The sequence below is a fragment of the Mucilaginibacter pineti genome, assembly GCF_900101875.1.
In the GTDB taxonomy this organism is placed as follows: Bacteria; Bacteroidota; Bacteroidia; order Sphingobacteriales; family Sphingobacteriaceae; genus Mucilaginibacter; species Mucilaginibacter pineti.
On the sequence record NZ_FNAI01000002.1, the window covers coordinates 207,400 to 222,362 of the forward strand.

Consider the following 14,963-nt stretch of genomic DNA (forward strand, 5'->3'; position numbering starts at 1 on the left):
AATTATACCTAAATTTGATGTTTAAACATGTAATATTATGGAAGAATATAAAATCCCGGCTCAAACACGCATAGGTCATGTACATTTAAAGGTGAGCGACCTGCAAAAATCACTTGATTTTTATAGCGGTTTGCTGGGTTTCGAAAAAATGATGCTATACGGTGATCAGGCTGCATTTATATCGGCAGGTGGTTACCATCACCATATAGGGTTAAATACCTGGCAAAGTAAAGGCGCATCGCCCGCGCCCGAGTATGCCCCCGGTTTATACCATACAGCTATATTATATCCCGAGCGTAAGGATCTTGCAGTTATCCTGCAGCGCCTTATCGATGCCAAATACCACATCACCGGCGCATCAGACCACGGCGTATCCGAAGCCATTTACCTTAACGACCCCGATAATAACGGTGTTGAACTTTACTGGGACAGACCAGAAGACCAATGGCCCCGGGATGCCAATGGCCAGTTCACCATGTTTACCCGAAGGTTGGATATTGAAGGGTTGCTGGGGTTATTGAAATGATGGTTGGACGAAAAATCAAAGTGGGTGTCATCCTCAGCTCCGTCGAAGGATAGCGGGCAAAGGCCTCTTCGCGCGACCCTTCGACAAGCTCAGGGTGACATAGCCCCCCTCTCTAAAAAAAACAAAACTCCGCAAGTTCAGGCGTGGACGCTTACTATTTTCTAATTCCGGCGTGGACGCCGGAACTTAAATTGGATATTATAGTTTTGTCATCCAAACATAGGATGACGTGGTGACTAAAAAGCCATTTGCTTTTACACAAACGGCTAAAATCCTGATAATCCTTTAATCCTAAAAATCAGGGTTCAGACAAAATGCTATAGCTCCTTAATCCTGATATTCCTGAAGTAAGCCTTATGGCCGTGATCCTGCAGGGCAATGAGGCCGGTTTTAGCGTCGCCGTAATCGGGATAATCTTTCCATTTGCCGGTGGCTTTTTTCTGTTTCCAGTCGTCGGTCCAGGCTTCAAAGGCGATGATCTTTGAGCCGTTTAGCCAATGCTCCACATGGCCGTCGTTAAAAACAATTTTGCTGGTGTTCCATTTGCCAACAGGCATGATCTTTTTAAGGGTGTTTGGCAGGTGCATGGCATAGTCGCAACCTGTTTTTTGCCATTCTTCCAGTTTATCGGGCCAGCCCAAATCGTCGATGATCTGGTATTCAGGGCCGGTTTCGTAGGTGGCGTGATATTTTGGGTCTTCTATTACGTGGTACATTACGCCGCTATTGCTGGCGCTGTCAATTTTCCATTCCCATTCCAGCTCAAAATTGGTGTACGCCTTGTCGGTAACAATATCGCCGCCGGTATCGCCCTGGGCAGCGCCCAGGCACACCAATGAACCATCAACAATGGTCCAGTTTTTTACATCGCCTTTTTTGTTGAATCCATGCCAGCCCTTAAGACTTTTACCATCGAACAATTTAACCCAGCCGGCTTTTTTTGCCGCGTGTTTTTTTACAGGATGAATAGGTTTTACCGGTATGGCTGCTGTTTGTACACAAACCAGCGCGGCTGCGGCCATTATCAGGCTTAATTTTTTAATTTGTTGTTTCATGTTTTTTAGTTGATTGAGTGAATGGTTGATTAGGTGAGTGGTTGATAAACTCAATCAACTACTCACTAATCAACTTAATGAACCTTATTTTTTAACTACCTGCATTTTTTCGGGGTCCCAAAACATGGGGGCGTTGTTAAAATAGCTGTCGTTACAGAGCAGGGCCGGTGCGGCGGCGCGATAGCCGAAAACGGCATCTTCGGTAACTTTGCCTTTGCTGCGTATGGCCGTAAAAAAGTTGTTCATGTGGTCCCAGGGGCCGCCAAGGTAACCTTTATCAGCATCAAAGGTGATCTCCTCCGGCGGTAGCATTTTTTTACGTTCGGCATAGCCGGTACCTGCTTTTTTCAGTTTATCTAAATAGAAAGGATCGTCGGAGGTGAGTATTTTGTTGCGTTTCAGGGTTACTTTATCCCAGGTGACATCCATTGATCCTTCGCTACCCACCAATTTAAGGTAGGTGGTGCCACTGGTGCCATCCACAAAATTGCACCGTAACGACAAGTTAAACGCCGGGTGCGCCTGTGATTTGGCATAATCAAAAGTGCCTAACAGCACATCAGGCACTTCGCGGCCATCATTCCAGAAACGTAAACCGCCGGACGCGTAAATTTTATTAGGTCCAACAGAATCTGTTATATAATGCAGACTCGAAAACAGGTGAACAAACAGGTCGCCGGCCATGCCTGTACCATAATCGGTATAGTTTCTCCAGCGGAAAAAGCGTTTCGAATCATAATCGCGTTTTTTGGTATTGCTTACATAGGTTTCCCAATCAACAGTTTGTGCCGATGCATCATCGGGGATAGGGTATTGCCAAACCTCAACCGGTTCGCGGCGGGCCCAAAAGCCTTCGGCATAATTAAGCTCACCAATGGCACCACTCTTCAGCAGTTCATGCGCCTTCTCGTTCCCCAATGACGATACACCCTGGCTGCCCACCTGGAAAATCATCCCGGTATCTTTTTGGGCTTTTATCACTGCCGGGCCTTCGGTTACGGCATGTACCATCGGTTTTTCGCAGTATACGTGCTTGCCGGCGTGCATGGCATCAACAGAAATTTGCTGGTGCCAGTGGTCGGGCGTGGCTATGATCACCGCATCCACATCCTTGCGGTTCAGGATCTCTTTATAAATTTTGGTAGTAAAAATATCGGCACCCCATTTGGTTTTGGCATCTTTAAGGCGGCCATCATACAAATCGCAAACGGCAACCAGCTTTACGCCCGGAATTTGCAGGGCTACAATGGTATCCTGTGTACCCATGCCTCCGGCGCCAATAAGGGCAATGTTTATCTGGTTGTTAAGTTCATAACCCAGCTGCCGTTTTAAAATGGCAAAGGGCTTTACCGTGTTTGTGGAGGCCAGCAGGCTTTGGCCAACGGCTACGGCAGCCGTGGTAGTGGTAAGTTTTTTGATAAAACTCCGTCGGGACGATTCTGGTGTTTCTTTCATACAGCAAGGACTTGAATGTTGGTTGTGATAAAATATTTAAGGAACAGGTAATCCCCAAAATCACCCTCGCTTTCCAATGGGGACGCACACGCACAAGTAATTGCGTTTTTAAAAGTAGCGAATAGCATTTACATTTTCACAACCTTGTCAACTTAATATTGCGGGATAAACTCAATCAACATACAATCACTATCTTTGTCATCACTATAAAAATGAGCAAAACCATAACACCCTACAACAACGAGCAGGCTACCAAAAAAGAACAGGTGGCAGATATGTTCAATAATATATCAAAAACCTATGATTTCCTTAACCACTTCATGTCCTTGGGTATTGATATCATCTGGCGTAAAAAGGCTATTAACGAGCTTAAAAAGGATAAACCAAAACTTATACTTGATGTGGCCACTGGTACCGGCGATTTTGCTTTTGAAGCCCTCAAGATCCTTAACCCCGATAAAATAGTTGGGGTTGATATATCACGCGGGATGCTGGACATTGCCGATCAAAAGATATTAAAGCGCGGCCTGGGCGATAAGTTTTCTGTAAAACTTGGCGACTCGGAAAAACTGCCTTTTGGCGATGCCGAGTTTGATGCTGTAACCGTTGCCTATGGTGTACGCAACTTCGAGAACCTGGAGGTTGGTCTGGCCGATATTCAGCGGGTGCTGAAACCGGGCGGTAAGGCAGTAGTGCTGGAGTTTTCAAAACCGAGAGTATTCCCGGTTAAGCAGTTGTATAATTTTTATTTCAATTATATTACACCGGGCATTGGCAAGCTTTTTAGCAAAGATGCAAGGGCATACAGCTATTTGCCCGAGTCGGTAGCGGCTTTCCCTGATGGGGAACGGTTTGTTGCCATGATGGATAAAGTAGGCTTTAAAAATACCAAACAAAGGCCTTTGGCGTTTGGTATCTGTTCTATTTATACGGGTATTAAATGATTATAAAACGTTACCTTATTGCAGTATTGTTTGTGTTTTGCAGCAAATTGTTATTTGCGCAGCACGTACCTGCATGGGGTGGCGGTGCCGATCAGCAGGATTTGAGCTTTGGCTTTAGCTTTGGTTATGTAAGCAGTGATTTTAAGATCACCAAAAAGCCCGGCTGGCGCACCCCTTATTTTGATCAGGAAACCCACGCAAACATCACCGATTCATTAAACAGCATCAGTTCAAAAAGTACCCCCGGTTTTGCCATCGGCTTTTTAACACGCTATAGTTTAAATGAGCATGTGGAAGTGCGGGTAACTCCCTCCCTTATTTTTGCCGATCGTACCATCAGCTACGCTTACCGCAATCCCGATCAAAACCAGGATAAGCAGGTGCAAAGTACCTCTATAGACCTGCCCCTTTCGTTCAAAATAAAATCAGACCGGCTGGGCGATTTTCGCGCCTATATGCTGGGCGGTATTAAATACACAAAGGCCATCGGCTCCAAAAAAAATGCCGACTCGAACCTCGACAACCTGGATAAGCTGGTTAAAAACGTAGGTGGCTTTAGCTCATACGAAGCAGGTTTAGGCTGCGATATCTACTTTGAATTTTTCAAACTCTCGCCCGAAATAAAGATCTCCAATTCATTCGGCAACGTATTGCTGCCCGAAACACACCCTTTTTCGAATCCGATAAGCAAGCTGGGCCTGCATACTATTCAGTTTAGTTTGTTTTTTGAGTAAGGGGAGAGAAAGGCGTTGCGTAAACTGCTGTAGAGGACTCACCCGGCTGCGCTTCGCTGGCCACCCTCTCTACGGCTTTGCCGTAAAGAGGGGATGGATAGTTTGCTATTTGGGGTTTGGAAAATAAAAATAAAAAAATGTCTTCGCCCTCTTTCCAGCGCAGCTGAAGAGAGGGCCGACGCACGCAGTGCCGTCGGGGTGAGTCGGAGCGGTTGCAGAGCCAACTTGCTTATTCTCGCCCACATACACAATATGCTTAGCACCACGTTAACTTGCCGCAGAGGACTCACCCGACCATCGCTTCGCTCGGTCACCCTCTCTACGGCTTTGCCGTAAAGATGGGATGTGTTGGTGGAGATAAAAAAACAAACAAAACCTTTTCCCCGCCCTCTTTCCAGCGCAGCTGAAGAGAGGGCCGACGCACGAAGTGCCGTCGGGGTGAGTCGAACCACTACGCAGAGCTCCCTTATTACCCTTACACGACAATAATTCAAACTAAAAAACATAATTTCGCTGCCATAGTTATCCTACTTACCATGACTAAGATTGCTTTAATCACAGGCGCCACTGCCGGCATAGGCGAGGCTTGCGCTCACGTTTTTGCCCGCGAGGGTTATAATTTGATCCTTACCGGTCGGCGGAACGACAGGCTGGAGAAGCTTGCCGCCCATTTAAATGATAAATATAATGTTGAAGTTGCCACATCGTCATTTGATGTGCGTAACCGCCAGCAGGTAATTGATAACCTGGAGGGCCTGCCCGCCAAATGGAAAAAAGTGAACGTGCTGGTTAACAACGCGGGCCTTAGCCAGGGGTTGGATCCGATACAGAACGGCAATATAGACGATTGGGAAACCATGATAGATACCAATATAAAAGGCTTGCTTTATGTTAGTCGCGTGGTATCAAACTGGATGATTGATAACGGTTATGGACATATCATTAATTTAGGGTCGATAGCGGGAAAAGAGGTTTACCTTAATGGTAACGTATATTGCGCAACCAAGCATGCAGTTGATGCCTTAAATAAAGGTATGCGGATAGACTTATTATCGCACGGGATCAGGGTAACAGCGGTACATCCGGGCGCTGTAGAAACAGAGTTTTCGGAAGTGCGTTTTAAAGGCGATAAGGAAAGGGCCAAAAAGGTATACGATGGTTTTGAACCGCTGATAGCCCAGGACATTGCCGAAACCATTTGGTTTGTAGCATCGCGCCCCGCCCATGTAAACATCAACGACCTGGTTATTATGCCAACCGCCCAGGCAACAGCGGGCAATATATTCAGAAGTTAAATGTGCGGATTTCAGATTTCAGATGTGCAGATGATGGATTTGAAGATTTGGAAATTTGAAAATGATAATCGCTAAATCACTAAATCACCAACTCATTAATTATAATCTGCACATTTGCACATCTGAAATTTGAAATCAAATCTGCACATCAAAAAATCACTAATTCACTAACTCAATCATTCACCAATTAAATATGTCACTAATTACACAAATAGACCAGGATATAAAGCTGGCTATGCTGGCAAAACAGCCCGATCGTTTAAGGGGGCTTAGGGCAATAAAATCGGCGTTGCTTTTGGCAAAAACCGAAAAAGGCGCTGCGGATGAAGTTACGCCCGAAGCCGAGATCAAGGTGCTTCAGAAACTGATAAAACAGCGTAAAGAATCGGCCGATATTTATAAAACACAAAACCGCGAAGATCTTTACGAAATTGAAATGGAAGAGATGCGCGTTATTGAGCCATACCTGCCGCAGCAAATGACCCGTTTTGAAATTGAAGGTTATCTGGAAGAGCTTATAGGCAGGATAGGTGCCACATCTGTAAGCGATATGGGCAGGGTAATGGGTATGGCCAATAAAGAGCTTGCGGGCAAAGCCGATGGCAAAACCATATCAGAAGTGGTAAGGCAATTGCTGGGTTAGTATCAATTTAACAATATTAGCTTAATTCAACATTCATAAAATTATTGCTATAATTGTTGCAACTCATCCGCAATAAACTAATTTTATAGCGGACAAACAGAATTTGTACCGAAAAACGTTTTGGTATAAGTTAAATGAAAATTAATATTTAGTAATTATATGGATTTCGTGCTTAAAGAGGAACACGGTTTTAGTTATATCGATGAGGGCGAAGGTGAGGTACTGTTGCTGTTGCACGGGCTAATGGGCGCATTAAGCAATTGGGAGGATGTGGTGGACAGGTTTAAGACAAACTACCGCGTTATAATTCCCATGCTGCCAATTTATGATATGCCGCTTTTAACCACTGGGGTGCGCAGCTTGTCGAAATTTGTACATAAGTTTATTAAGTTTAAACAACTGAGTAATATAACGGTGCTGGGCAATTCGCTTGGCGGCCATGTGGCTTTGGTTTATGTTTTGGCACATCCCGAAAATATAAAGGCTATGGTGTTAACCGGCAGCTCGGGCTTATATGAAAATGCTTTTGGCGGTTCGTTTCCGCGCCGCGAGAGTATTGATTTTGTGCGCGAAAAGGTACAGTACACTTTTTATGACCCAGCCATTGCTACTGATGAAATGGTTAACGATATTCATAAACTGATAAACGACAGGCATAGCGTATTGCGGTTATTGGCCATGGCAAAATCGGCCATTCGCCATAACATGAAAAAAGATCTGCATAAGATGAACCTGCCCGTTTGTTTAATATGGGGTAAGGACGATAAGATAACACCGCCAGAAGTGGCCGTGGAATTTAGCGAGGAGCTGCCGAATGCCGAGCTGCATTGGATTGATAAATGCGGTCATGCACCAATGATGGAGCGCCCTGTTGAATTTAATGAATTATTAAGCGTATTTTTAGATAAAATAAAAGCATAATATGGTTGCAATTGAACTGATAGCTGACGCAATACCCCCGGTACATACTTCTGATCCTATTCAGAAAGTGTATGATCGTATGGTGGAGTTTCGCGTGAGGCATCTGCCAATTGTTAACGAAGATCAATTCTTAGGCCTGATTGCCGACGATGATATGGCCACTGAAAGTGACTTGCAAACGCAGGTTGGCGCGTTGGCCCTATCGCTGGTAAATCCTTACGTACGCGAGGATCAGCACGTTTATGACGTTATCCGTTTGTTTTACGAACGTAAGCTAACGGTTGTACCTGTGCTGGATGCCAAGCAAAACTACCTGGGGCTTATTACCATTAATGATATAACCGAGTATTTTGCAAAAATAACTTCGGTAGCGCAGCCGGGCGGTATTATTGTGTTGGAGATAAACAATAAAAATAATTCGCTGGCCCACATGGCGCAGATAGTGGAATCAGATAACGCACAGATCCTGAGCTCATACGTGCAAACCTTTCCTGATTCAACCCGGATGGAGGTAACGCTTAAAGTGAATAAACAGGATATCTCCACCATAATAGCTACATTCTTACGCTACGAGTACGATATAAAAGCTACTTTTAATAACACCGATAATAACGATAACGCCAAAGACCGTTATGATTCACTCATGAACTATCTAAATTTGTAATTAGTTCATAGTTAATGGATCATAGTTCATAGCAAAAAGTTCATAAAGTTTAATTGATAAAGTAAATGGCCATGAACCATGAACTATCAACCATGAACCCCAAAATCAAACAATGAGAATAGCAGTTTACGGCAGGCCATTTAATGATCCATCGGTAATTCCCTACATACAACAGGTATTTGATACATTGGCGCAGCATAATGCCGAAATTTATGTGCACCACCTGCTTAATGAATACCTGCAGGACAAGATAAACACCGTACAATATAAGGTACTGGAAAGCACCGATTCGCTCAAAGGCTTTATTGATATTTTTTTTACGCTTGGCGGCGATGGTACCCTGCTTGATATGGTTACCGTTATCCGCGATTCGGGCATACCAGTTATTGGCATAAACTTTGGCAGGCTGGGCTTTTTGGCCAGCGTAAATAAAAGCGATATAACCGCCGCCATACACGCCGTAGTAAACCAGGAATTTACGCTGGATAGCCGCGAGTTGTTAAGGATAGATTCGCCGGCCAATATTTTTGGCGAGGATAACTTTGCCCTTAACGATGTAACCATCCATAAGCGCGATGATGCGGCCATGATCATCACCCATGTGTTTTTAAACGATGAGTTTTTAAACTCCTACTGGGGCGATGGTATCATCATCTCCACATCCACAGGTTCAACGGCCTACTCGCTTAGCTGCGGCGGCCCTATCATCTTCCCGCAATCAAACAGTATAGTAGTAACCCCTGTATCGCCGCATAACTTAAATGTAAGGCCTATTATATTGCCCGATAATAGCAAACTATGCTTCGAGGTAGAAACCCGCAGCTCCAAATACCTCGTATCCTGCGATTCGCGGATGGCCGTAATGGACGAAACCATGAAATTTCAGGTAGAAAAAGCAGGTTTTCAGTTAAATTTAATTCGCTTAAATAATGAAAGTTACTTAACCACGTTAAGGAACAAACTATTATGGGGATTGGATGCCCGTAATTACTAAATTTACCGGATGCCTAAAGCTGTACTCGTTATACTCCTTTTATTTGTATCATCATACCACCTGCAGGCCCAAACCTGGGAGGTAGGCGGCTCCGTTGGTGCAGCCGGATACATAGGCGATCTTAACCCCAACAATCCTATTAAGCCAAGCGGCATATCTGCAGGCATCTTTGTAAAGCGCAATTTCGATGGATATTTCTCGGCCCGCTTAACCTACAGCTACGGCCGCATAGCCGCCGCCGATAGCACATCCAGCAGCCAGCAACAGCGCGACCGTAACCTGAGCTTTACAGACGGCCTTAAAGAACTAAGCCTTATAGGCGAGTTTAATTTCATGAACTACATACCCGATGCAGGCCCAAACAGGTATACTCCTTTTATATACGCCGGTTTTGGCATTACTGGTTATAATCCGCGTACCACATTTGAGGGCAGCCAGGTAAACCTGCGCCCGCTAAAAACCGAAGGCGGAAAACCTTACGGCGATAATACAGTGGTAATACCCTACGGTGTTGGCATAAAATATAATTTCCAGGGTAAGTGGAACCTGGCTGCCGATTTAGGATACCGCTACGTTTTAACCGATTATTTGGATGACGTAAGCGGTAGCTACATAAAAAAGAGCGCCCTAACCAGTGATCTGTCCCGGGCACTGTCTGACAGATCGGGCGAGGTTACGGGTAATTATATAGGTTCGCCCGGTTCCCAGCGCGGCGATTTTAAACCCCGAGATACTTATTTCTTTTTGGGCATTTCCATATCCTACACATTTGTAACCCAGCGTTGCTATTATTAAAGAAAGTTTTAAAAGGCAACTCCCGCGAGCTTGCAGCTCGTGGAGCGCATGGTTTCAGCTTTCAGCTGAATAAAGCCGGAGGCTCCAAACTCGCGCGGGTTTGACGGAGTGTAACCCGTGTGAAAGCATGATTTAAGCTTCCAGCTTATTCGGCTGAAAGCCGAAACCATGCTATGTCACGGGCTTCCAGCCACAGGTGTTAGGACGATTAGCTGCTCCGTCAGGAGCTACCTATTTGTAGCGATTCAAGCGTAATTATTTATTGCCTCATCGAGGCTACCCTTGAATGTGATGGCCTGTTAATTTGGGGTAGCACCTACGGCGCAATTTTTTTTTAACATGATTTGCTACAAATAGGTAGCCCCTCCAGGGCACAGGTTGCAATTGTTCCAACTCTTCCGAACACTTGTAGCTGGAAGCCCGCGCCAGTAAATACATAACAGACTTGCAAGGTTGCCCTGCTCACGTAGAGATTGCTTGGTACCTTACAGCAATGATGTGTTTGTTTCTGATATTTAATTCCGTAAAATCAAACTAAACAAAATTATATTTTGCTTAATTGGAAATAATGTCTTTATTTGTTCGTTAAATAATAAATCACCGGTATTTAATGCTGTTGTGGTTAATGTTAACCTTAATCTTTTAAAGTCATGGCCGAATTAAATTCATCATCAGCGGGCTCAGGCAGGGCACGCGGACGCAGAAAAATGAACGTACGTGTTGATCTTACCGCAATGGTTGATCTGGCGTTCCTGCTCATCACCTTTTTTATTATGACCACCTCGCTGGCCAAACCCAAGGCAATGGACATAGCCATGCCTATTGATGACGATAACCAGCCCGTACCCGCCAGTCGCAGCCTTACCATATGCCTGGGCAAAAACGATAAGGTAATGTATTACCTGGGCGAGCTCAAGAACCCTGTTATAGCGCCCGTGGTTACCGGCTTCGGCAGGGAGGGGCTGCGAAAGGCTATTATGGAAACCAGCAAAATGGTGCGTGATAAAAGCGGCAAAAGTATGATAGTGCTCATCAAACCCAGCGATCATTCCATTTACAATAGTTTGGTAGCTACTTTAGATGAGCTTAACATCACCCAATCGCCGCAATATGCTATCGTTAATATCGCCCCTGATGATGTGAATGTTTTAAAACAAAAAGGCATTTATTAATCAACAAATAGTAAGCGTGCTAAATCCCTAATTAGCAGCTTAAAAAGCCGGGCACTGGTGTCATTTTTTGATATCTGGGTGCCCGTTTTTTTGTTTTTAGCTTTTTTATTGCACAATAAACGCTTACCAAAAATGTTATTTATGTGTTTTTTGGTGCATTTTGACACATTATTTACAATAACATTTTCTTTTCGTGCAGCATACTAAAAAAATACAAAGTAAGTTTTACCTTTGTACCCTGAAAAAACCGGCAATTTGCCTTATTAAACAGGCAGGTAGCAGGTTAGTTTTTAACGTTGATTAGTCTAAAACAAATATTTATTTAGGCATCGCATTGATAAAATTTAAAATACAAGCATGTCTTTTAAGCCCTCGCGGGGGCTTTTGATAAAGAATAATATGGAATATTTGGATAAGATTGATTTGTTGAAGTTGCCTAAACACGTTGCCATTATAATGGATGGCAATGGCCGCTGGGCAAAAGAAAAAGGCAAATTAAGAATGTTCGGCCACTCAAACGGGGTAACATCCGTAAGGGATGTTGTGGAAGGTGCCGATAAAGCCGGTATAAAATACATCACCCTATATACCTTTTCATCAGAAAACTGGAACCGCCCCAAGCTTGAAGTTATGGCTATTATGGAGTTAATGGTAAGCACCATTGCCAAAGAGATAGCAGGCTTCATGAAAAACAACATTAAACTTAATGCCATTGGCGATTTGGATAAGCTGCCGGCAAAATGCCTTAAAGAGCTTACTGCCGCTATGCAAAAAACCTCGCAAAATACCGGTGTTGTACTTACCCTGGCCTTAAGCTACGGCTCAAGGCGCGAAATTTTACACGCGGTAAAAAGCATTGCTGCCCAGGTAAAAAGCGGCGAGATAGAAATTGAGGATATTAATGAAGATGTTTTTGAACACAATTTATTCACTAATGATATGCCCCATCCTGAATTACTGATCAGAACCGGTGGCGAATATCGTATAAGTAACTATTTATTATGGCAAATTGCCTATGCCGAATTGTATTTTACACCCAAGCTATGGCCCGACTTTAGGAAGGAAGATTTGTACGAAGCTTTACTTGATTATCAGAAACGCGAGCGCCGTTTTGGGATGACAAGTGAGCAAGTTAACTAAATTTTTACTTTTAACACTTTTTAACAACTGTATAAATTATTTTTAGCCCACTAAAATATTCGAATGTATAAATATCTTTTTGCTATTCTTTTCTCTGTTTTTGGTACTGCTGCCCTTGCCCAGGTTTCCAGTATTCCGCGGACATCGTTGCCAAAACCGTTACCGGCCGATAGTTTAAGCTACCTTAATCCTAAGGATTATATTATTGGGGGTATTACAGTTAGTGGCATAAAGTATCTTGATAAGGATAATTTAATACTGCTTTCAAAACTTACCAAAGGCGATCGTATAAACCTGCCGGGCGAACGTAATGCCGAAGTAATTAAAACTTTATACTCACAGGGTTTATTTGATGATGTACAGCTTAACATCACCAAAATTGACGCGGATACCGTGTTCCTGGATATTGCCGTTGTTGAGCGCCCGCGCCTATCGCGCATGCACATAACCGGCATACGTAAAGGCGAAATTGAGGATGTTACCAAAAAATTGGGCGATAGGGCAGGTAATATCGTTAACGAAAACTTACTGCGTACCACCAGCGCTATTATTAAAAAGCATTTTAACGAAAAAGGCTTTTTAAATACAACTGTTACCATGAAGCAGCGCAAGGATCCGGCCGAGGCCAATAACGTAATCCTTGATGTGGCTATTGATAAAAAAACCAAAGTAAAAATTAAGCAGGTTACGTTTGAGGGCAACACGGCCTTTAGCCAAAAGAAACTGAAAAGCTTCCTGTCAAAAACGCGCGAGAAAAAATGGTATAACCTTTTTGGATCAAAAAAATTCAAACAGGATAAATATGACGAGGATAAACAAAACCTTGTTGAAAAAATGCAGGCTAAAGGTTACCGCGATGCCGAAATTGTTGCGGATACCGTTACCAAAAACGATGATGCTACCGTTAACGTAAAAGTTAAAGTTTACGAAGGCCCTAAATACTACTTCGGTAAAATTAAATGGTCTGGCAATGCCAAATACGCTACTGATATATTAGAAAAAATATTACACATTAAAAAAGGGGATGTATTTAGCGAAGATGAACTGAACAAGAGATTGGTTGGCCCTACGCCAAACAATGATGACGTATCATCATACTACCTTAATGATGGTTATTTAACTTACACCGCAGATCCTGTACAAACAAGGGTTTACGGCGATACGGTTGATTTGGATATCCGTATATATGAAGGACCGCAATACACCATTAACCGCGTAACCTTAAAAGGTAACGATGTAACAAATGATAAAGTTGTTTTGCGCGAAATTCAAACCAAACCCGGTCAAAAATTCAACAAAGCATTGCTTATAAGCAGCGCACGTGAAATTGGCCAGCTGGGTAACTTTGACGAGCAAAAAACCGAGCCTAAGCCGGTTAACATTAACCCGCAGGATGGTACGGTTGATTTGGTTTACAACGTAGTTGAAAAACCTTCAGATCAGATTGAGCTTTCGGGTGGTTTTGGCGGCGGGCAGCTGGTGGGTACACTGGGGCTTACGTTCAACAACTTCTCGTTACGTAACATATTTAACCTTAAAGCCTACAAACCACTGCCAAAAGGCGATGGTCAGAAATTGAGCTTAAGGGGTCAGTCAAGCGGTCGTACTTATCAAAACTTTTCATTCACCTTCTCTGAGCCGTGGTTAGGTGGTAAAAAACCTATATACTTTGCGTTATCTGCTTACACACAAGGTAGCTCAACCGGCCAGTACTATCCAACATCAAGCCCTTACTACAACAAATTACGTATTAACGGTATCGGTGTTACTTTGGGTAAACGTTTAAAATGGCCAGATAACTACTTCCAGTTAAACTACTCACTTAACTTTGACCATTATAACCTGGATCACTACACCGGTTACTTATTTGAAAACGGAACATCGTTCAACATTAAGTTAACCCAGGAGTTAAGCCGTAACTCAATTGATGCACCAATTTTCCCTACGCAGGGTTCAAATATTAAATTCACCGTACAGGCAACGCCTCCGTACTCTGCATTTAACCACATCAATTACAAAATAGCATCGCCAGAGCAGCGTTACCATTTTGTGGAGTACTACAAATTTAAGTACGATGCACAATGGTTCTCTAAACTGGTTGGTAAATTTGTACTGATGAGCCAGGTAAGATTTGGTTTCCTGGGTATGTACAACAAAGAAGTAGGCCCATCGCCGTTTGAACGCTTTAAGTTAGGTGGCGACGGTATGCAGAGCTACCAGTTTTTACAGGGTAGCGAGATCATCGGCCTAAGGGGTTACCAAAACTTCTCGGTTGTGCCAGATGGTTCAAACTATAACCAGAATACAAACCCTGGTAGTACAATTTACAACAAATACACGTTGGAGCTTCGTCACCCGGTTATCGCAAGTCAGTCGGCAACTATATTCCTGCTGGCGTTTGCTGAGGGTGGTAACGTTTGGAACAATTTTAATCAGTTCGATCCGTTTAACGTAAGACGCTCGGTAGGTATGGGTGCAAGAATATTTTTACCTATATTTGGATTGCTTGGATTAGATTATGGTTACGGATTTGATAAAATACCTGGCGCACCAGATGCAAATAAAGGTCAGTTCCATTTTACAATTTCTCAGAGTTTATCCGGCGGATTTAATTAATTTGCAGGC

At 43.5% G+C, this 14,963-nt stretch carries 14 protein-coding genes; 12 read left to right on the forward strand and 2 right to left on the reverse strand.

What is annotated here, in order from left to right; all coding sequences use genetic code 11:
- Positions 1-37 precede the first annotated feature (37 nt).
- Complete coding sequence (locus tag BLS59_RS05235; RefSeq protein ID WP_091145669.1) at positions 38-526, forward strand: VOC family protein; 489 nt, start codon at positions 38-40, stop codon at positions 524-526.
- Positions 527-843: 317 nt separating this feature from the next.
- Here the strand turns inward: BLS59_RS05235 and BLS59_RS05240 are convergent, their stop codons facing one another.
- Both BLS59_RS05240 and BLS59_RS05245 read right to left on the reverse strand, forming a co-directional pair.
- Positions 844-1,581, reverse strand: coding sequence for a 3-keto-disaccharide hydrolase (locus BLS59_RS05240; protein WP_240315154.1), 738 nt, complete (start codon positions 1,579-1,581; stop codon positions 844-846).
- A gap of 84 nt (positions 1,582-1,665) precedes the next feature.
- On the reverse strand, positions 1,666-3,036 hold the full coding sequence (locus BLS59_RS05245; RefSeq protein ID WP_091145672.1) for a Gfo/Idh/MocA family protein: 1,371 nt from the start codon (positions 3,034-3,036) through the stop codon (positions 1,666-1,668).
- A 212-nt stretch (positions 3,037-3,248) separates the two neighbouring features.
- Between BLS59_RS05245 and ubiE the strand changes: the two genes are divergently transcribed.
- The 11 genes from ubiE (at position 3,249) to bamA (ending at position 14,954) form a co-directional block, all read left to right on the forward strand.
- On the forward strand, positions 3,249-3,980 hold the full coding sequence (gene ubiE, locus BLS59_RS05250) for a bifunctional demethylmenaquinone methyltransferase/2-methoxy-6-polyprenyl-1,4-benzoquinol methylase UbiE (protein ID WP_091145675.1): 732 nt from the start codon (positions 3,249-3,251) through the stop codon (positions 3,978-3,980).
- The gene (gene porT / locus BLS59_RS05255) at positions 3,977-4,714 is read left to right on the forward strand and encodes a type IX secretion/gliding motility protein PorT/SprT (protein ID WP_091145678.1); all 738 of its coding nucleotides are present in this window, start codon (positions 3,977-3,979) and stop codon (positions 4,712-4,714) included. The genes ubiE and porT overlap by 4 nt, the downstream gene beginning before the upstream one ends.
- 536 nt (positions 4,715-5,250) lie before the next feature.
- Positions 5,251-6,009, forward strand: a complete 759-nt coding sequence (locus tag BLS59_RS05260) for an SDR family oxidoreductase (protein WP_091145681.1) — start codon at positions 5,251-5,253, stop codon at positions 6,007-6,009.
- Positions 6,010-6,202: 193 nt separating this feature from the next.
- Complete coding sequence (locus BLS59_RS05265) at positions 6,203-6,652, forward strand: GatB/YqeY domain-containing protein (protein ID WP_091145685.1); 450 nt, start codon at positions 6,203-6,205, stop codon at positions 6,650-6,652.
- A gap of 159 nt (positions 6,653-6,811) precedes the next feature.
- Positions 6,812-7,573 carry an alpha/beta fold hydrolase gene (locus tag BLS59_RS05270; RefSeq protein ID WP_091145689.1) on the forward strand — a complete coding sequence of 254 codons (762 nt, stop codon included), beginning with the start codon at positions 6,812-6,814 and terminating at the stop codon, positions 7,571-7,573.
- Between the two features lies 1 nt (position 7,574).
- Positions 7,575-8,237: a CBS domain-containing protein gene (locus BLS59_RS05275; protein ID WP_091145692.1), complete on the forward strand. Its 663-nt coding sequence runs from the start codon at positions 7,575-7,577 to the stop codon at positions 8,235-8,237.
- A gap of 112 nt (positions 8,238-8,349) precedes the next feature.
- A complete protein-coding gene (locus tag BLS59_RS05280) occupies positions 8,350-9,231 on the forward strand; it encodes an NAD kinase (protein WP_091145695.1) in 882 nt (293 codons plus the stop codon).
- 9 nt (positions 9,232-9,240) lie between these two features.
- Complete coding sequence (gene porG, locus BLS59_RS05285) at positions 9,241-10,026, forward strand: type IX secretion system protein PorG (protein ID WP_091145700.1); 786 nt, start codon at positions 9,241-9,243, stop codon at positions 10,024-10,026.
- A gap of 650 nt (positions 10,027-10,676) precedes the next feature.
- The gene (locus BLS59_RS05290; protein ID WP_091145703.1) at positions 10,677-11,198 is read left to right on the forward strand and encodes an ExbD/TolR family protein; all 522 of its coding nucleotides are present in this window, start codon (positions 10,677-10,679) and stop codon (positions 11,196-11,198) included.
- A gap of 399 nt (positions 11,199-11,597) precedes the next feature.
- Positions 11,598-12,338 (forward strand): undecaprenyl pyrophosphate synthase, encoded by a 741-nt coding sequence (locus BLS59_RS05295; RefSeq protein ID WP_091147342.1) that lies wholly within the window; start codon positions 11,598-11,600, stop codon positions 12,336-12,338.
- Between the two features lie 63 nt (positions 12,339-12,401).
- Positions 12,402-14,954, forward strand: a complete 2,553-nt coding sequence (gene bamA / locus BLS59_RS05300) for an outer membrane protein assembly factor BamA (protein WP_091145707.1) — start codon at positions 12,402-12,404, stop codon at positions 14,952-14,954.
- Positions 14,955-14,963 lie beyond the last annotated feature (9 nt).